This is a genomic window from Henriciella aquimarina, from assembly GCF_002088975.1.
Lineage (GTDB): Bacteria > Pseudomonadota > Alphaproteobacteria > Caulobacterales > Hyphomonadaceae > Henriciella > Henriciella aquimarina.
Map to the genome: position 1 here is coordinate 164,449 of NZ_NCST01000116.1, position 16,655 is coordinate 181,103.

Here is a 16,655-nt window from a genome sequence, read left to right on the forward strand (position 1 = left end):
GTTAGCGGCCCTCGAACCCGGGACCGAGATTGATATTCGCGACTTTCCACAACTCATAATCGTCCCGCGGCAGCCGGTAGGGCTGGCATTTCCGGACGGCGCGCAAGGCGCGTTCGATGGCCAGCGACATGGACCGGTCGCCAATCGGGGCCCGTGACGGACGCACCAGATCCAGGTCTGTAACGTTTCCTTCCGCATCCAGTTCAGCTCGCAGGCTGATATTGAGCCGTTCCGGCTTTGGCTGGTCGGCCACGCCATCCCAACACGGATAGACCTGGTTGTACAAAAGCTGCTCGATCCGGACCGTATTGGCCGAGCGGTCGCCAGCCCCCTTGCGCGGCTCCTGGGCCGGCGGGGTCTCGTCGAGCAGGCGCTTCTGCTCCTGCGGCGGCGGCTGGCTGGCACGCTTGGTCTCGCGCTCCGACTTGAAGGTCGAATCCGCATCATCGAGGAAGCTGTCGAGCGAGCTCTTCTCGCTCTTTTTCGGATTGGGCGGCTCGGGCAGGTCGGGTTTCGGCTTTTCCGGCTCTTCTTCCTCAGGTTCCGGTTCGGCCTCTTCCTCTTCCGGCTCTTCGTCGAGATCCGGCATCACCTCTTCGTCTTCCGGCTCAGGCGGGGCGGCCTCGCTGGCCGTGGCCACCTCATCCTCGGGCAGGTCGCGCGGATCAAGCTCCTCGACGACCGGCTCATCGCTTTCCTCTTCCGGCGGCGGGGTCGGCTCCGGCTCTTCCTCGGGCTCGGGCTCCGGCGCGTCTTCCGGCGGCTCGACCACCGGGGCGACATTCGTCAGCTCGCCCACATCGACCAGGTCAACCGGCACAATGACGAATTCATCCTCGCGCGCCGTCGTGCCGACATAGGGCCATGCGAGATAGCCCGCACCGATGACGGCGGCATGCAGGAGAAGAGAGGCGGGGAGGCCGCGGATCATCGTCTATTGATTCGCCTTCGGGTCCGTGACGAGCGCGATATTGCGGAAGCCGGCGCGCTGCATGCGCGTCATCAGGTCCATCACGCCCCCATAATTGACGCCCTCATCGGCGCGCAGATAGATCCGCTCCTCATAGCCCTCGCCGGCAATGGCCAGCAGGGTCGAGACGAGCTCGTCCGGCGCGACCTGGGTGTCCTGAATGAAGATCTCACCATTGGTCTTCAGCGAGACGGACAGGGGCTGCGATTTCGGCGCCTGGAGATTGTCCGCCGAAGCTTTCGGCAGGGACACCTCCACCCCGGTCGTCAGCAGCGGCGCGGTGATCATGAAGACGATCAGCAACACCAGCATGACATCGACCAGCGGCGTGACATTGATTTCGGCGGCCAGCCCGCGGCGCCCGCGCTTGCCGCCTCTCGATCCGGATGCCCAGCTTCCTGCCATGGCTTAAACCCTTTCGCTCTTGGGTTCGGTGGCACGGCGCGACAGTCGGACCAGCAGGTCCTGCGAGAAGCTGTCGAGACGGTCGGCGAACTGGTTCAGGTCGCCCGTGAACTTGTTGTAGAAGATCACCGCCGGAATGGCTGCGATCAGGCCGAGACCGGTCGCAAACAGCGCTTCGGCAATCGGGCCGGCAACATTGGTCAGGCTGGTGTCCTGCTTTTCGGCGATATTGATGAAGGCGTTCATGATGCCCCAGACCGTGCCGAACAGGCCGATAAAGGGTGAGGAAGAGCCGATCGTCGCCAACACGCCAAGCCCCTTGCTGACCCGGCCGACCTCGCGGTCGACCCCGGCGCGCAGCGAACGGTCTGCCCGCTCGACCAGGATGGCCGGGCTTTCACCGGGCGGCAGGCGGCGTGCATCGTTCCACTCGCGCGAGATCGAGGCGAAAAGGCGTGAGGCCGGATCGCTGCTGCCGGCGCCGGGACGGGCATCGAGATCGTCGGCGCGTCCTGTCCAGAAGGCATCCTCGAACTGGCGGGCCTTCCGTCTGGCGGCCCCGACCGTAAAGAACTTCTCGATGATGACCGACCAGGACCAGAGGCTCGCGATCAGCAGTACAAGCAGCACGAACTTCACGACAATGTCGGCTTCAAGCAGCAGTCCCAGGAAGGAAAAACCGCCTTCGGTAGCAGCAGGGTCGAGCGCTTCACCTCCGCTGACAGCCTGCGCAAACGCGATAAGGTTCATGAAAATCCTCTTGTTCTGTGCATCAGTCGCTGCACGATCAGGCGCAGCCGGGTGGGGCCATGAATGGCAAGCTCCCCCCATATCCAATGAGAATCGGGCGGAAACTTGACGCCACTGGCAATCATGGCAGCGGGCGCAGCAATGAGGCGATCTGGTTAATGATTTGTCAGTAAACGCCCAGGCTTTCAGCGCTGGAAGACATAAGAGGCCAGCTTTTCGACCACATCGGGGATCGGACGGCGCGGACGGCCATCGGCATGGATCATCACGGCCGTAATATCAGCTTCCGCGATCACCTCGTCGCCGCGCAAGGCGGTCTGCTGGAACAGCACGCGTACCCCCTTGGTGCCCATATAGCGCGAGCGAATCATCAGCTCATCATCGATCCGGGCGGCGCGCTTATAGTCGACATTCACATTGGTCAGCGTAAAGGCCGCCGGATCCGGGCGCGACAAGAGATCCTGATGCGAGACCCCTGCATCGCGCAGGAACTCCGAGCGCCCACGCTCGAAGAAGCGCAGATAATTGGCGTGATACACCATGCCGGTGAAGTCGGTGTCTTCATAATAGATCCGCACCCGCAGCCAGTGCTGACGCTCGGCATCGAAGGGGGAAGCCGCGCCCGTCATCTCTAGTGCCGGAAATGCCGCATGCCGGTGAAGACCATGGCGAGCCCGGCCTCGTTGGCTGCCTCGATCACCTTGTCGTCACGGATCGAGCCGCCCGGCTGGATCACGGCCGTCGCGCCCGCAGACGCCGCCTGCAGCAGGCCGTCCGGGAAGGGGAAGAAAGCGTCCGAAGCGGCGACGCAGCCCTTGGTGCGCGGCTCGTCCCAGCCAGCGGCTTCAGCGGCATCCTCGGCCTTGCGCGCGGCTATGCGGGCCGAATCGACCCGGCTCATCTGGCCCGCCCCGATGCCGACCGTGGCGCCATCCTTGGCATAGACGATGGTGTTCGACTTCACATGCTTGGCGACACGCCAGGCAAAGAGCATGTCTTCCAGCTCTTTCTCGCTCGGCGCGCGCTCGGTGACGACACGAAGGTCGTCCTTCTCGACGCGGCCGAAGTCCCGGTCCTGCACGAGCAGGCCACCAGCCACCGCCTTTACGAACCGGCCCTTCGCTGCCGGATCCGGCAGGCCGCTGGTCAGCAGCAGGCGCAGATTCTTCTTCTTCTCGAAGACGGCGAGCGCGCCCTGGTCGGCCCCCGGCGCGATGACGACTTCGGTGAAGATCTTGGTGATCTCTTCGGCGGTTTCCTCGTCCAGCAGCCGGTTCAGCGCGACAATGCCGCCAAAGGCCGAGGTGGAATCGCAGGCCAGCGCCTCGCGATAGGCCGCCACCGGGGTTTCGCCCATGGCCACACCACACGGATTGGCATGCTTGATGATGGCAACCGCCGGCGTCTCGTCGCCCAGCTCGCCGATCAGCTCATAGGCCGCATCGGTGTCGTTGATATTGTTGTAGGAAAGCTCCTTGCCCTGCACCTGACGGGCCGTCGCCACCCCGGCGCGTTTCTCGCCGGTGCGATAGAAGGCAGCCGCCTGGTGCGGGTTCTCGCCATAGCGCAGCGCCTGGGCGAGGTGACCGCCAAAACCGATCCAGTCCGGCGCGGTCTCTTCAAGCTGTTGGGCATACCAGCCGGAAATCGCGGCATCATACGCCGCCGTGCGGGCATAGGTCTTGGCCGCCAGCTTGCGGGCATGGGCGCTGGAGACCTCGCCATCCTGATTGTCCATCTCGGCCAGCACCGAGGCGACATCGTCGGCATCGGTACAGACCGCCACGGAATGCCCGTTCTTGGCAGCCGCCCGCAGCATGGCCGGCCCGCCAATATCGATATTCTCGATACAGGTGTCGAAATCGGCCCCGGACACGACGGTCGATTCGAACGGGTAGAGATTGATGTAGACCAGATCGATCGGCTGGATGCCGTGGCGTTCGGCATCCTTTATGTGGCTTTCAAGGTCGCGGCGGTAGAGCAGGCCGCCATGTACCGCCGGGTGAAGCGTCTTGACCCGGCCATCCATCATTTCCGGAAAACCGGTCAGATCGGCGACATCGGCGACCTCAAGGCCGGCCTCTTTCAAGGTCCGCGCCGTTCCACCTGTCGAAACGAGCTCAACGCCATGCGAGGCCAGCCGCTGGGCATATTCGACAAGGCCCTCCTTGTCCGAAACAGACAACAGGGCGCGGCGGATCTTGAACCGGTCGGACATGGTGGATGGCACTCTCTGGCAGGCGCTGAAGAACTGGCGCGTGGCGTAGCACGAGTCCGGACAAGGTCAACTCGTCAGCCTGTCTCAGGCGTGCGCGCGTTTCGGCTTATATTCCGGAACGAGATGCGAAAGCATCTGGATCGCCGCATTGCGCTCGCGCTGACGGGCCAGTTCGAGCAGCTCCTCGAGCTTCTCGTCGAAATCATTGGCGAGCCTCTGGCGGGAGGCAACCTTGTAGATGCCCTCCACGGCGGTCGCGTTCACGTCCTCATGATTGTAGGTCAGCATCTCGTGCATCTTCTCGCCGGGCCTCAGGCCCGTCGTGCGGATCTCGATATCGCGGCCGGGCACCAGCCCCTTCAGCCGGATCATGGCTTCGGCCAGCGCCTTGATCTTCACCGGCTCGCCCATGTCGAGCACATAGAGCGAAGCCGTGCCCGGCGTGCCATTATTGGTGGCCGACTGCAGGACGAGGGCCGAGGCTTCTTCCACCGTCATGAAGTAGCGGGTGACGTCCGGATGGGTCAGCGTCACCGGCCCGCCCGCGGCAATCTGGCGCTCGAAGAGCGGCACCACAGAGCCCGACGAGCCGAGCACATTGCCGAAGCGCACCATGGACACGGCCAAGCTTGAGGCTTCCGCCTGCCGGGCTACCGCGATCTCGGCCAGGCGCTTCGTCGCGCCCATCACATTGTCCGGATTGACCGCCTTGTCTGTCGAGACAAAGACCAGCTTGCGGGTGTCGTTCTGGATCGCGGCTTTCGCCACCTTCATCGCCCCGCCGACATTGGTCAGGATCGCCTCGCAGACATTGTTCTCCATCAGCGGGACATGTTTCAGCGCGGCGGCATGGATCACGATATCCGGGCTGCACATCGAAGTAACACGCCCGATCCGGACATCGTCGCGCACATCGCCCAGTTCGATATTGATCCGGATGTTCGGAAACTCGCTTCGAAGCGCGAGATCGACCTCATAGAGATTGTATTCCGACGCATCGAGAATCGTCAGCGAGGCCGGGTTCATCCGCGCACACTGGCGCGCCAGCTCCGAGCCGATCGTGCCGCCCCCGCCGGTAACCAGAATATTCGCGCCTTCAACCAGGTCCGCCACCGGGCGGCTGTCGAGCACGCGTTCGCGCCGGCGCAACAGGTCGGCCGGGCGTATAGGCAGCATGGCCCCGCCCTCACCGGCGGCATCCAGCGTCATGACCTCGGCCTTGTGATTGGCCGCCTCTTCGAGAATCTGCGTCATGTAGAGCCGGTCTTGAGCGACCCCGGCGACGGCGACGAGCGGCGTCTTGCCATAGCGCAGCGAGAGCACGTCCAGCACCTTGCCGAGATCCTCGATCCCGCCCATCACCGGCACGCCCCGGATGGCGCGGCCAAGCTCGACCGAGTCCGGCTCCAGAAGGCCGAGAATGCGGACCTTGGCGCCATCGTTTTTCTCGTTCAGCCGGCGCAGGATGATCGGGGCTTCGGTGGCCTTGGCGATCAGGACAGCCGCCGGAGCGCCGGGCCGGGCGCGCGACAGGAAGATCTGGAACGGACGCTGGGTCGACCGGCCGAGCGCGATCATCCGCCCCAGGAAAAGGAAACCGAGCCAGAGCGCATCCGCAATGAAGATCGCCGAACGCGGAAACCCGACCAGCCGGTTCCAGAGGAACATGATCGGCAGGAACATCAGCGTTGCAATGCACACACCCTGCACGATCTTGACCGCATCGCCCCAGCCGGCATGGCGCCAGACCTGCCGGTGCACCCGCATCATGTAGAAGGCGGTCAGGGCCACCAGGGAAAAGGTCAGCGTCGCGACCACGCCTGACTGCCAGGCATCGGGCGGCGCGCCGTCGGTCGCGATCCAGCGGCTGCCCACCGCGATGGCCATGGCCGCGGCTGCCGCCAGCGTATCAAAGCCGAGCGTCAGCGCCATGGCGCGGCGGGCTTCGTCGCGCGGGCTCATGCCGGTCTGTCCTTGAGAAAGGCCCAGCGCACGGCATTGGGCGGTTCCGACCCGTCACTGTCGGCATCGGCGCGCCCGCTCAGCACGATTTGCAGGCTCTGCTCGACCACACCGCGGCCGAGATAGATCGTCTTTTCAAGCCGGGCGGCTTCATGGCTGGTCTTGAAGCGCCAGACCGCCCCGCTCTCGGTTTCCAGCCTGATCGAGGAGGCGCCGGTATCGGCGCGCACGGTCGGGTGCAGATGGAAGCGCACGACATAGGGGATGGTCTCCTGCCGCTCGGCCGGGCCTTGAGAGACGGGCCGGGCCAGCGAATCCTCCCCGGTCAGGCGGCGCCCGTCGCCCGCCATGAAGAGCCGGCGGCGGTGCAACAGGCCGAAACGCTTCTTGTAACCGCCATGCTGGGCATCGAGCCAGATCTCTTCGGCCTCTTCCAGGCGCTTGGCGGAAATGCCGTCCGGACCTTCGGGAAAGGTCAGCCCTGTCTCGTCATTGCGGTGGAAGGGGGCGGAGTCCTCGCCCGCCAGGATCAGGGTCGAATGCGCGCTGGTGCGGCGCACGGCCGCCTGCCAGTCAATGTCGATTTCCGGGCTGTAGCCGCAGGAAGTGACCAGCCGGGCATCGCCATCATGCAGTTCGAAGCCGAGCGCGCCGGCATGGGCACCGTCGCCGAACGGTTCTTCGGGCGCACTGCCCGCATCCAGCAGCAGGCAGGTCGCGCCCTTGTGCAGTTTGTGAAAGCCGGATTTCGGTGCCACGGTGAAGCGGCGCGGCGAGCTTCCGAGACAGGCAAGCGCGGCATCCACGGTTTCCGGCAGGCTTTCCTGGCCGTCATTGAACGGCGGCAGGGCGCCGTCTCCGGCACGGAAAAACCCGACCATGCCGCCGAGGCGCTGCATCCAGGAGGTCACGAAATCCGGAACGGTGCGTTCGGAGCGCTCGATGAGATCCTTGAGCACGCAGAGATCGACCAGCACGCGTAATCCGCGCGCCGGCGCCCGCGTCACATGCCCGCCATCGGGCAGGATCTGCGCGGTGCATTCGCTGTCGAGACGCGCCATGGCTTCGTCGAAGCCCTTGCCCCGCTTCAGGCAGATAGCATTGGCCGCCAGCACCACCGCCATGCGCCAGCGCGCCGGCGGGTCGGTACAGTCATCATGCAGGGTCTCGATATGGCGGATCTGCCGGGCGAGCACCTCAAGGCGCTGGTGGATGACCACATCGCCGCCCTGTTCGAACAGGCCCGGCCCGCAGAGCATCCAGTTCCAGACCCGGTCGGCGGTACAGCCCGCCCGCCAGGCAAACCCGTTGAACCGGCCGTAATTGTCGATCCAGTCATCGACGAGGAAGCGCGCCCGGTCAGCCCCTGCCTCGCCCTGGGTGAAAACGTCGCCCAGCCAGTCGAACCGGTGGACCCGGTCGGCAAAATGTTTCGAGGGCAGCTCACGCGACCAGGGCGGGCGTCCGTCCGTCATCTGCATCTTCGCCATGCCGATGCGCCAGATGTCGCGCATCAGGCTTTCGCCGCGCAGCTCGTCCGGCGGCGCAACAGCGCGGGGATAGATCCCGAACCCGTCAGGCGCGGTGCCGGCGATCTTCAGCCTGTGAATGGGGCTGGCCGTGGCTTCTTCGCCCGCCTTTCCGGTCAGCCGGGCCCAAAGCTCGGCATCCTGCTCCGGCGTGCGCCGCGAGGGCGGGGGTGTTTTTGCATACTCGACTGACATCGACTGCCCGATCTCGTTCAGTTCAAGTCACCATCTCGCCGCGCAAGGCCGCAATGTTCTCAGCATAGTTTGACGGGCCTCCCTTAAAAGCGGCTGAACCCGCCACGATCGCCGTCACACCGGCGGAAATCGCCGCCGGGGCCGTCTTAGGATTAAGGCCGCCATCGACCTCAAGTATAATATTGCGGCCACTCTCGTCGATTTTACGGCGAAATGCCTCGATCTTGCGCAGCTGGCTGTCGATGAAGCTCTGCCCGCCAAAGCCGGGATTGACCGACATCACCAGGATCAGGTCGACATCGTCGATGATCGGATCGACCACATCGGCGTGCGTGCCCGGATTGATCGCCACGCCGCGCTTCATGCCCGCCGCATGGATGGCCTGCAGGGTCCGGTGGATGTGGGGACCGGCTTCGGGATGGACGGTGAGGATGTCGGCGCCGGCCTGTGCGAACGCGTCGATATAGGGATCCACGGGCGCCATCATCAGGTGGACGTCGAACGGTTTGTCGGTGTGCGGCCGCAGCTTTTCGATCACGGGCGGGCCAAACGTCAGGTTAGGGACGAAATGGCCATCCATCACATCGACATGGATCATGTCGGCGCCGGCCTTGTCTATGGCACGGATTTCCTCGCCCAGCCGGGCAAAGTCAGCCGAAAGAATCGAGGGAGAAATCAGGACGTCGCGCATGATTACCGCCTAAAACCAAACCGCCGCCAGCACAAGGCTGGCGGCATCATTGGCTCTGTCAAAATTACGGGCTCAGGCCCCAGGCTGAGCGCCTAGTAGTAGCCTGCCGGCGCAACAGTGACGCGGTCGGCGCCGAAGGTCACGTTCACACGCGTGCCGGGCTGGATGAAAATATCAGCGCCCTGCACGATTTCCTTCACTTCGCCGGAATCGAATCGCACCGTGTAGGCGTAACCGCGGCGGGTGTTCATGCCCTTGCCGAGCTCATTGCCGGCCAGACCACCGAGAACGGCGCCGCCAACAGCCCCGGCTGTTTGCGCCTTGTCGCCGCCGCCAAGCTCGGAGCCGGCGAGACCGCCAAGCACCGCACCGGTGGCCACACCGAGGATTGAATTGTCAGGACGGATCTGGACTTCACGCACGGCCGTTACCGTGCCTTCGCGAACGGTCGAGGCGTAGCCAACACCGGTCGAGCTGACAGTGTTCGCGCCATAGCCACTGGCACAGCCCGCGAGCGCGAGCGTCAGGGCGGCAAAAGCGCCAGCCATCATCTTGCTCGGCGTCTTAACGGTTGCTGTTTCAGGTGTCATTGGGTGCTCCTTTGCACATTGGACGCGTCCAGTATCAGATGTGACGGCTGAACCGTATATGAACCCGCACGGGCGAATTTATGGCAATACGCGCCGCAATCGGAAAAAGCGATCAGGACTTTCCCGTAAGCCGCGAGATGAAGAAAATGTCATGACCGAACTGCCCATTCGGCAGGGTCAGCAGGTCACCCTCAGGTGTCAGCCCCGACGCAAAAGCCCCCGCCTCTCCCGGCGTGATCGGCACGCGCTGGAGACCGGCCTCGTTCATGACCGCCTCGACGACGCCAGCCCCTTCCCGCTTGAGCGGCGTGCAGACGCAATAGACAAGCGTTCCACCGGGCGCGAGGAGACGCGCCGCCGCCTTCAGAAGCCGGGCCTGAACGTCCGGGAAGCGGGCAATATCGCCCGGTGACTTGATCCAGGCGCCTTCCGGATGGCGCCGCAGCGTGCCAAGCGCCGAACAAGGCGCGTCCAGCAGGATCCGGTCGGCCTTTGTCTCCGGCGTCCAGTCCTCGAGCTTCGCGGTCACGACCTCGACATTCGCCGACAGATCCGTCCGGGAAAGATTCTCTTCCACTCGTTTCAGACGCGCACCCGACCGGTCGAGCGCGACGACGCTGGCGCCCGTGGCCGCGAGCTGCATCGTCTTGCCGCCCGGGGCGGCACAGAGATCGAAGACCGTTTCCCCGGGCTGCGCGTCCAGAAGCTGCGCCGGCAGGACAGCGGCGGCGTCCTGCACCCACCAGTCTCCGGCCTCATAGCCCTCAATATCGCTGACCGTCCCGCTCGGCATGCGCAGGCTGCCCGCCCCGATCACCTCTGCACCGAGAGGCCCGGCAAGGGAGACCGCCCCCGCCGGCGCTTTCGGCGTGAGATGCAGCTCCGGCTCTTCGGTCTGGGCCGTTGCCATGGCGGTCGTAGCCTCGACGCCAAGGCTGGTCATCAGCTCCACCGTCAGCCAATCCGGCCAGACGGCTGTTACCGGCGCGGCATCGAAGTGCGACCGGTCGGCGACCGCCTTGCGCAGCACGGCATTGAGAAACCCGGCCGCCGACCGCGCGCGCGGCCAGGCCTTGGCGGCGCTGACGGTCTCGCTGACGACGGCATGCGGCGGGGTTTCCAGAAGCCAGGCCTGGGCTGCCCCGATCCGCAACAGGGCCCGGGCCGGTGGCGTCGCGGTTTCCAGCGGCCGCGACAGGAAGGGCGCAAGCCCCTTGTCGATACGGCCGAGCTGGCGCAGTGCGGCGCTCGCCATGGCGCGGGCAAAGCCGCGATCCGGGCCTTTCAGGGTAGAAAAGACCTCCGACGTCTCCATCGCCTCGTCGAGCGTGCGGCGATTGTCGAGCGTCTCGATCAGCAGGTTTGCGGCGGCGTGTCGGGCTCTGGCTCCACTCATCCCCAGGGCCCGGCGCGGTGGTCAGCCGGCTCGGCCGCGGCGAGATTACCGGAGGGGGCGATATTCATCTCGGTGGCGAGCTTCCGCAGTGCCTCGATCCGGTTGGCCGTGGCCGGGTGGGTCGAGAAGAGATTGTCGCCCTTCCGCCCGGCGAGCGGGTTCATGATGTACATATGAGCCATGGCCGGATTGTCTTCGGCGCGCTGATTCACGGTGGCGCGCGCCCCGCGGTCGATTTTCTGCAGCGCCGAAGCAAGCCAGTGCGGATTACCGCAGATTTCCGCGCCGCGCCGGTCGGCTTCGTATTCGCGCGAGCGGCTGATCGCCATCTGGACAAGGCCCGCCGCCATCGGCGCGAAGATCATGATCGCGATGGCGCCGAGAATGCCGCCGCGCTCGCGGTTGCCGAAGAAGATCGCGAAATTCGCCAGCATGCCGATCGCCCCGGCAATCGTCGCCGTGACCGTCATGGTCAGCGTGTCGCGATGCTGCACATGGGACAGCTCGTGCGCCATGACGCCGGCGACTTCCTCGCGCGTCAGCATGTTCAGCAGGCCCATGGTGGCGCAGACCGCCGCATGGTTCGGGTCCCGGCCGGTGGCGAAGGCGTTCGGCTGCGGAGTATCGATGACATAGATGCGCGGCTGCGGCAGCCCGGCATGCTCGGCCAGGGCCTTGGTATCGCTCGCAAAAGTGCGCAGTACGGGCGAGCGCTCATCCTCGGCCACTTCGCGCGCGCCCTGCATGCGCAGCACGATCTTGTCGGCATTCCAGTAGGAGAAGGCGTTCATCACGACAGCGACGCCAAAGGCGATTGCCATGCCGACCGCCCCACCGACCAGATAGCCAACCGCCATGAACAGTGCAGTCAGGGCGGCCAGCAGCATGAAGGTTTTTATTGTGCCCACGGGGATTCGAACTCCTTGATAGACAGCCGCAACTTTTTAATCTCTCTCAGGCGATTATATGGAAAGCGTTAACGCATGTGGGAGTCACATGCAGCCGGATGACAGAAATATCATGACACGCAAATTGCCCCCCGAAGCCGAACGCGCCCTTGCCGAAGCCCAGGCCCGCCGTGAAGCCCAGCTCGAGAGGGAAAAAGAGCTCGAGACACAGCGCGAAGGCGAAAATGGCGGTCCGAAGCACCGCGAGCCGACCCGGTTTGGCGACTGGGAGCGCAAGGGCATCGCCTACGACTTCTGAGCACGGTTAATTTTCGCCGCCTGCGTGAACGGGGCTCGCCCACCGGTTTAAGCCGTTTGCATCCCCGCTCAACGAGGCGTTTACTGGCTCCCTGGCCTTGCCGCTTGTGGCCGGCCACTATGTAGTTTCCGCCCGGGGAGGCGATGGACATGTCAAAACGCAACCGTCTTGGCCTTCTCGCCAGCGCCTTTTTCCTGTTTGCCGCGCCAGCCATGGCGGACGGCTATGCGAACACATCAGTTCAGCGCGGGCCTGGCCCGCTTGAAGCACAAGCCGCGCCGCCGGCTGAAAACTGCGAACTGATGGGCGGGGACTGGTATTGCCCGCCGCAACCGACCGAAACCCTGAGGCCCGAAAAGCCGGAAGTCCGCTATGTGGAAAGATCTTGCTGTCGGCCTGCCCCGGCCGAAGCCGAGGGCCTGGTCATCGACGTCTCCGGCTTTGACGGCGGCGTGGGGAGCGGGGTCAGTGGCAATTTCCATCCTGTCGGCGGCCGCAGGGTTCTCCTGCGCCGCCCCGAGCGGCCGCGCCGCGTCTTCCCGTCACCGGGCAGACGGCCCTAGACCACACCCAGCCGGATCAGGCTTTCCGCACTCGCCTTGATCGCGTCCTCCGACGGGATCGGCATGATCCCGAGCACATTGCGCAACTTGTCATTGGAGAAGTTCCGCTTCTTGCCGAGTTCCGGCAGGATCTGCTTCAGCGGCGGATTGAGATTGGCCATCAGGCGGACAAGCCAGTTCGGCAGTTCGCCCTTCGGGATTTTCCGGTCCGGAAACGCCGTTCGCAGAACCTCGCCCATCTCCTGCATCCACATCACCCTGTCGCCCACAATGAAGCGCTCGCCAGCGGCTTCCGGCAGGATCATGGCGCGGGCATGCGCCTCGGCCACGTCGCGCACATCGATGATGCCGAAGCTCAGCTTCGGGAAGGCCGGCAACTTGCCCTGCAGCGGCTGCGAGACGACCTGCAGGGATGAGGAGACATCCTCGCTCATGGCCGGGCCGAGCACGGCCACCGGATTGATGACGGCCAGTTCGAGGCCATGGCCCTCGCCGTTCAGATAGTCCCAGGCGGCCTTTTCGGCGATGGTCTTCGAGCGGGCATAGGCGGTATTGTCCTTGAGATTATCCGCGTCCGACCAGTGCGCTTCGGTCAGCGGTGACGGGCGGTTGCCCCCCCAGCCATAGCCGATCGCGGCCATGGAAGAGGTCATCACGACGCGCTTCACGCCACTGGCTTTCGCCGCCTTGAGAACCCGTAAAGCTCCGTCCCGGGCGGGAACAATTAGGTCCTCAGCCCTTTTCGGCGTGTTGGCCGGAAAGGGCGAAGCGACATGCTGGACATAATCGACGCCCTCGACGGCCTTCGCCCAGCCGGCGTCACGAGACAGGTCCGCCTCGACAATCGGTACATTGATCGCGCGCCCGGCATAGGCCGACAGCACCTCGTTGAGCCGCTTTGCCTTGCGCTCGGAGCGGGCCGTGCCACGCACCGCATACCCCCTGTCGAGCAGGTTCAGGATGAGGTGCGAGGCGATGAAGCCGGTCGCACCGGTAACGAGGACAGTTTCCATGGGGGCCTCCGGGCACAAGTCTGTCACCTGAAGGATAACAGACTTGTTCAGGGCCTGCCCGTTTTATCTGGGCACCGCGGTCCCGGTCTGCGGCTAGCGGAAGACGTCGCCGATCCTGTCTATCGACGTGCCTTCCTTCAGATCACGCAGATGGACATAGAGGACCGCCACGCCGACGGCGGCAACCACGCCGGAAACCATGGCCAGCACGGCTTCAAGCAGGGCGTGCCAGAGGCTGAACGTGCCGAAGGTCGCATAGGTCTGTGTCGCGGCCATGGAGCCAAAGCTCAGAAGCCCGATGACGAGGCCGGCAACCGTGAAGGCGATGAAGGCCAGCACCATCAGCCCGAAAATCCGCCAGCGCTGGCCTTCGGTAAGGTCCATGCTTCGCCCGAACGCGCCAAAGATTCCGGTCCGCTCGGCCACGAAGGCCGGCACAGCCACGGCCCAGAAGGTCATCAGGATCAGGCCCGGCACGATCAGCAGCATGAAAGCAATCGCATAGCCGAGGCTGAGCAGGATGGAGAGGGCCAGAAGCGGCAGGAAGAGGCCAAGCGCCGTCGACAGCGAAGTATTGAAGCTGGACGGCCGGTTGGACATTGTCTCCACCGTCGTATGGACGGCGGCCGCCTGCAGGAGCAGCGGCAGCAGGCCGAGAAGGATGTTCGCCGCTATCATGCCGAAGGAGATATTCGGCATCGCACCGCCGGTGGTCACGGCCTGCTCGATCCACTGGGCCGTCAGCCAGGACAGGATGAGGTTCGGGATGCCGACGAAAACAAGCGCCAGAAGGGCCAGCTCGCTGAAGCGCTGGCCGATGACGCTGAAGGTCTTTTCGAAGACATAGCCGATATCGAGATTACGGTTTTCCATGCACAGCCCCCGGGGTTCTATTTAGGGAACGCAATCGAGCACAATTTGCCGCCACGAACAATCTGGGACGGCGCCTGAAACCCCTAATTATCCTGCAGGACCGTCACCTTCTGAGCCTGCTTCTTGCGGTCGCGCCAGGTGATGTAAACGGCGGCGACAATGATGATGCTCGCCCCGATCCAGACATTCACGCCTGGCAGCATGCCAACCACCAGAAGGTCGGCCACCGTCGCCATGGGCAGACGCAGATAGTCGAGCGGCGAGAGGAAGGAGGCATCGCCCACACTGACCGCGGAAATGTAGCAGTACTGGCCGACAAAGCCGGTCAGGGCCATGAAGATCATCCAGCCCCAGATCTCCAGCGACGGATTCGACCAGAAGATGAAGGCAAACGGCAGAAGCAGCAGCGTCGACAGGACATTGGCATAGGTCAGCAGCGCAACCGCCGACAGTTCGGCACTCAGCGTCTTCACCAGCACGATGGAGAAGGCGAGGAAGAAAGCGCTGCCGAGCGCGAACAGGGTGCCGAGATCGAGGTTCAGCGTATCGAAGGCGCCCGGCTCCCAGAAGACAAAGATGCCCGGCAGCACCATGATCAGCACGCCGACAAAACCGACGGCGACAGCGCCCCACCGGTGCACCCCGACGACCTCGCGCAGCACGATCGCCGCCAGAATGGTCACGAACATGGAGCGGGAGAAACTGATCGCATTGAACTGCGACAGCGAGAGGGTGAAGAAGTCCGACAGCGCCAGCATGGCCAGGGCAAAGCCGAGCGTGCCGAACAGCGAGCGGGCAAAGACAAGGCCGGGCCGTTTCGTCTTCAGGCTCGTCAGCCCGACCCGCAGGATGACCGGGACAGAAATCAGACAGGAAAAGAAGGACCGCCAGAAGGCGAGAAAAAGCGGGTGAACGTCCTTCGACAACTCCTTCGCCAGCACGATATAAACAGTGAAGCCGACACCCGAGAGCAGCATGTAGAGCGCACCAAGGGCATTGCCAGACAATCTCGGGCCACTAGTCTCCTCTGTGTCTTCGGAACCCGCTTGATCAGCCATGAAACCTTTTTCCCAACAGGACCTCGACGCAATCGACCAGCTCTGGCGCAGTGTCCCTGCGGATCATGTCTGGACGGGGTGGTCGGCGGCCGGCGCCGAGCCGGATGAAGTGTGGCTGTATCGCACACGGGCCCATTGGCGCAAATTTCCCTTGCGCAAAAACGCAGACGGATTCGCCCTTTATGACGAGTGGGACCACAAGGTCGCCGAGGCCGCGAGTCTCGACGGCCTGCTCAAGGCCGTCGAGAGCATCCCCGGTCTGAATGAAAGCCAGAACGGCGAATCAGGCGCCTAGTCCTCGGCCAGCATGGCCTGGCGCATCTGCTCGGCCTGCTCTGCGGAAATCCCCAGCGCATCGAGCAGCGGCCCGGCATCGCTTTCATCCCAGCTATGGCGCGGCCCGACCGTCATGCCGCCATCGACGAGGAACTCCCCGCCGGTCATGAACTCCGCCTTGTCGGAGGCCAGGAAAGCCGCCATTTCGGCGATGTCGCTTGGCAGGCCGGTCCGCCCGGCCGGCTGCATCTTGCCGCCCTGCTGCTCGATCATCGCCGCCATCTGGTCGGCCTGCTCACGTGAGAGGCCCAGCGAACTCCCGAAGATCGAGGTCGCGATGAAGCCGGGCAGGATGGCATTCACCCGGATCCTGTATTTCGACAGTTCGGCCGCGGCGAGCTTGGAAAAGTGCGCCACACCCTTCTTGCAGACGGAATAGGTGATCGGGGCATAGCCCGCCGAAATCGCCGAGATGGACGAGGTGTTCACCACCGATCCGCCGCCGCGCTTCTTCATGTAGGGCACGGCAAGCTTGGTGCCGACGAAGACCGATTTCAGCAAGAGGTCCACCGTCGCGCTGAAGCCGGCCTCGTCCAGGTCTTCCACCCCGGTCGGCGTGCCGCCATGACCGGCATTGTTCCAGAGGATGTCGAGCCCGCCAAACGCCTCTTCGGCGGTCTTGAACAACGCCTCGAACTCGTCGCGTTTCGTCACATCGCAATGGACGTAACGCACCGTGTCGGCGCCGAACCGCGTCTCCAGCGCCTTGCCCTTGTCGTCCTGCAGGTCCCCGGCAATGACGCGGGCGCCCGCCTCGACGAAAACCTCCACGCCAGCCAGCCCGATTCCGCTGGCTGCGCCTGTAATGATTGCTGTCTTTCCCGATAGATCGCCCACTGGTCTCTCCTCCGCTTAGGTTTATGCCACGAAGGGGGCGCCGCCGCCCGGTTCAAGTCAAGG

The 16,655-nt window shown here is 64.3% G+C and carries 18 protein-coding genes; 3 read left to right on the plus strand and 15 right to left on the minus strand.

Annotated features, from left to right (window positions below; all coding sequences use genetic code 11):
* Window position 1: 1 nt before the first annotated feature.
* The 11 genes from B8784_RS18325 to htpX all read right to left on the minus strand — a co-directional run bounded on the left by B8784_RS18325 (window position 2) and on the right by htpX (window position 11,614).
* Window positions 2–931 (minus strand): hypothetical protein, encoded by a 930-nt coding sequence (locus tag B8784_RS18325; RefSeq protein WP_084399326.1) that lies wholly within the window; start codon window positions 929–931, stop codon window positions 2–4.
* A 3-nt stretch (window positions 932–934) separates the two neighbouring features.
* A complete protein-coding gene (locus B8784_RS18330; protein ID WP_084399327.1) occupies window positions 935–1,375 on the minus strand; it encodes an ExbD/TolR family protein in 441 nt (146 codons plus the stop codon).
* A 3-nt stretch (window positions 1,376–1,378) separates the two neighbouring features.
* The gene (gene tolQ / locus B8784_RS18335) at window positions 1,379–2,125 is read right to left on the minus strand and encodes a protein TolQ (RefSeq protein ID WP_084399328.1); all 747 of its coding nucleotides are present in this window, start codon (window positions 2,123–2,125) and stop codon (window positions 1,379–1,381) included.
* A gap of 185 nt (window positions 2,126–2,310) precedes the next feature.
* Window positions 2,311–2,754 (minus strand): YbgC/FadM family acyl-CoA thioesterase, encoded by a 444-nt coding sequence (locus B8784_RS18340; protein WP_084399329.1) that lies wholly within the window; start codon window positions 2,752–2,754, stop codon window positions 2,311–2,313.
* Window positions 2,755–2,756: 2 nt separating this feature from the next.
* Window positions 2,757–4,343 carry a bifunctional phosphoribosylaminoimidazolecarboxamide formyltransferase/IMP cyclohydrolase gene (gene purH / locus B8784_RS18345; protein WP_084399330.1) on the minus strand — a complete coding sequence of 529 codons (1,587 nt, stop codon included), beginning with the start codon at window positions 4,341–4,343 and terminating at the stop codon, window positions 2,757–2,759.
* Window positions 4,344–4,427: 84 nt separating this feature from the next.
* Window positions 4,428–6,305, minus strand: coding sequence for a polysaccharide biosynthesis protein (locus tag B8784_RS18350; RefSeq protein WP_084399331.1), 1,878 nt, complete (start codon window positions 6,303–6,305; stop codon window positions 4,428–4,430).
* Window positions 6,302–8,029, minus strand: coding sequence for a heparinase II/III family protein (locus B8784_RS18355; protein WP_084399332.1), 1,728 nt, complete (start codon window positions 8,027–8,029; stop codon window positions 6,302–6,304). The genes B8784_RS18350 and B8784_RS18355 overlap by 4 nt, the downstream gene beginning before the upstream one ends.
* Before the next feature lie 22 nt (window positions 8,030–8,051).
* Window positions 8,052–8,720, minus strand: coding sequence for a ribulose-phosphate 3-epimerase (gene rpe / locus B8784_RS18360; protein WP_084399333.1), 669 nt, complete (start codon window positions 8,718–8,720; stop codon window positions 8,052–8,054).
* A gap of 92 nt (window positions 8,721–8,812) precedes the next feature.
* Window positions 8,813–9,310 (minus strand): outer membrane lipoprotein, encoded by a 498-nt coding sequence (locus B8784_RS18365; RefSeq protein ID WP_084399334.1) that lies wholly within the window; start codon window positions 9,308–9,310, stop codon window positions 8,813–8,815.
* A gap of 112 nt (window positions 9,311–9,422) precedes the next feature.
* A complete protein-coding gene (locus tag B8784_RS18370) occupies window positions 9,423–10,706 on the minus strand; it encodes an RsmB/NOP family class I SAM-dependent RNA methyltransferase (RefSeq protein ID WP_084399335.1) in 1,284 nt (427 codons plus the stop codon).
* Window positions 10,703–11,614, minus strand: coding sequence for a zinc metalloprotease HtpX (gene htpX, locus B8784_RS18375; RefSeq protein ID WP_143435622.1), 912 nt, complete (start codon window positions 11,612–11,614; stop codon window positions 10,703–10,705). The genes B8784_RS18370 and htpX overlap by 4 nt, the downstream gene beginning before the upstream one ends.
* A gap of 112 nt (window positions 11,615–11,726) precedes the next feature.
* On the opposite strand from htpX, the gene B8784_RS18380 reads away from it, so the two are divergent.
* Window positions 11,727–11,912: a DUF1674 domain-containing protein gene (locus B8784_RS18380; protein WP_084399533.1), complete on the plus strand. Its 186-nt coding sequence runs from the start codon at window positions 11,727–11,729 to the stop codon at window positions 11,910–11,912.
* 149 nt (window positions 11,913–12,061) lie between these two features.
* Window positions 12,062–12,475 (plus strand): hypothetical protein, encoded by a 414-nt coding sequence (locus B8784_RS18385; RefSeq protein ID WP_143435623.1) that lies wholly within the window; start codon window positions 12,062–12,064, stop codon window positions 12,473–12,475.
* On the opposite strand, the gene B8784_RS18390 is transcribed toward B8784_RS18385, so the two are convergent.
* From B8784_RS18390 to B8784_RS18400, 3 genes are all read right to left on the minus strand, one after another.
* Window positions 12,472–13,488, minus strand: coding sequence for an SDR family oxidoreductase (locus B8784_RS18390; RefSeq protein ID WP_084399338.1), 1,017 nt, complete (start codon window positions 13,486–13,488; stop codon window positions 12,472–12,474). The two genes, B8784_RS18385 and B8784_RS18390, sit on opposite strands and share 4 nt — an antisense overlap.
* A 93-nt stretch (window positions 13,489–13,581) precedes the next feature.
* On the minus strand, window positions 13,582–14,361 hold the full coding sequence (locus tag B8784_RS18395; protein WP_084399339.1) for a hypothetical protein: 780 nt from the start codon (window positions 14,359–14,361) through the stop codon (window positions 13,582–13,584).
* Window positions 14,362–14,444: 83 nt separating this feature from the next.
* Entirely contained in the window at window positions 14,445–15,419 is a 975-nt protein-coding gene (locus B8784_RS18400) for a DMT family transporter (RefSeq protein WP_084399340.1), read from the minus strand.
* Here B8784_RS18400 and B8784_RS18405 point away from each other — a divergent pair.
* Window positions 15,418–15,714: a hypothetical protein gene (locus B8784_RS18405; protein ID WP_084399341.1), complete on the plus strand. Its 297-nt coding sequence runs from the start codon at window positions 15,418–15,420 to the stop codon at window positions 15,712–15,714. The two genes, B8784_RS18400 and B8784_RS18405, sit on opposite strands and share 2 nt — an antisense overlap.
* Here the strand turns inward: B8784_RS18405 and B8784_RS18410 are convergent.
* Window positions 15,711–16,592 carry an SDR family NAD(P)-dependent oxidoreductase gene (locus B8784_RS18410; protein ID WP_084399344.1) on the minus strand — a complete coding sequence of 294 codons (882 nt, stop codon included), beginning with the start codon at window positions 16,590–16,592 and terminating at the stop codon, window positions 15,711–15,713. The genes B8784_RS18405 and B8784_RS18410 overlap by 4 nt on opposite strands.
* Window positions 16,593–16,655 lie beyond the last annotated feature (63 nt).

Bases quoted from the DNA above. Each gene is read 5' to 3' on its own strand.
- B8784_RS18325 (WP_084399326.1), bottom strand. From the start codon at position 931: ATGATCCGCGGCCTCCCCGCCTCTCTTCTCCTGCATGCCGCCGTCATC.
- B8784_RS18330 (WP_084399327.1), bottom strand. From the start codon at position 1,375: ATGGCAGGAAGCTGGGCATCCGGATCGAGAGGCGGCAAGCGCGGGCGC.
- tolQ (WP_084399328.1), bottom strand. From the start codon at position 2,125: ATGAACCTTATCGCGTTTGCGCAGGCTGTCAGCGGAGGTGAAGCGCTC.
- B8784_RS18340 (WP_084399329.1), bottom strand. From the start codon at position 2,754: ATGACGGGCGCGGCTTCCCCCTTCGATGCCGAGCGTCAGCACTGGCTG.
- purH (WP_084399330.1), bottom strand. From the start codon at position 4,343: ATGTCCGACCGGTTCAAGATCCGCCGCGCCCTGTTGTCTGTTTCGGAC.
- B8784_RS18350 (WP_084399331.1), bottom strand. From the start codon at position 6,305: ATGAGCCCGCGCGACGAAGCCCGCCGCGCCATGGCGCTGACGCTCGGC.
- B8784_RS18355 (WP_084399332.1), bottom strand. From the start codon at position 8,029: ATGTCAGTCGAGTATGCAAAAACACCCCCGCCCTCGCGGCGCACGCCG.
- rpe (WP_084399333.1), bottom strand. From the start codon at position 8,720: ATGCGCGACGTCCTGATTTCTCCCTCGATTCTTTCGGCTGACTTTGCC.
- B8784_RS18365 (WP_084399334.1), bottom strand. From the start codon at position 9,310: ATGACACCTGAAACAGCAACCGTTAAGACGCCGAGCAAGATGATGGCT.
- B8784_RS18370 (WP_084399335.1), bottom strand. From the start codon at position 10,706: ATGAGTGGAGCCAGAGCCCGACACGCCGCCGCAAACCTGCTGATCGAG.
- B8784_RS18380 (WP_084399533.1), top strand. From the start codon at position 11,727: ATGACACGCAAATTGCCCCCCGAAGCCGAACGCGCCCTTGCCGAAGCC.
- B8784_RS18385 (WP_143435623.1), top strand. From the start codon at position 12,062: ATGTCAAAACGCAACCGTCTTGGCCTTCTCGCCAGCGCCTTTTTCCTG.
- B8784_RS18390 (WP_084399338.1), bottom strand. From the start codon at position 13,488: ATGGAAACTGTCCTCGTTACCGGTGCGACCGGCTTCATCGCCTCGCAC.
- B8784_RS18395 (WP_084399339.1), bottom strand. From the start codon at position 14,361: ATGGAAAACCGTAATCTCGATATCGGCTATGTCTTCGAAAAGACCTTC.
- B8784_RS18405 (WP_084399341.1), top strand. From the start codon at position 15,418: ATGAAACCTTTTTCCCAACAGGACCTCGACGCAATCGACCAGCTCTGG.
- B8784_RS18400 (WP_084399340.1), bottom strand. From the start codon at position 15,419: ATGGCTGATCAAGCGGGTTCCGAAGACACAGAGGAGACTAGTGGCCCG.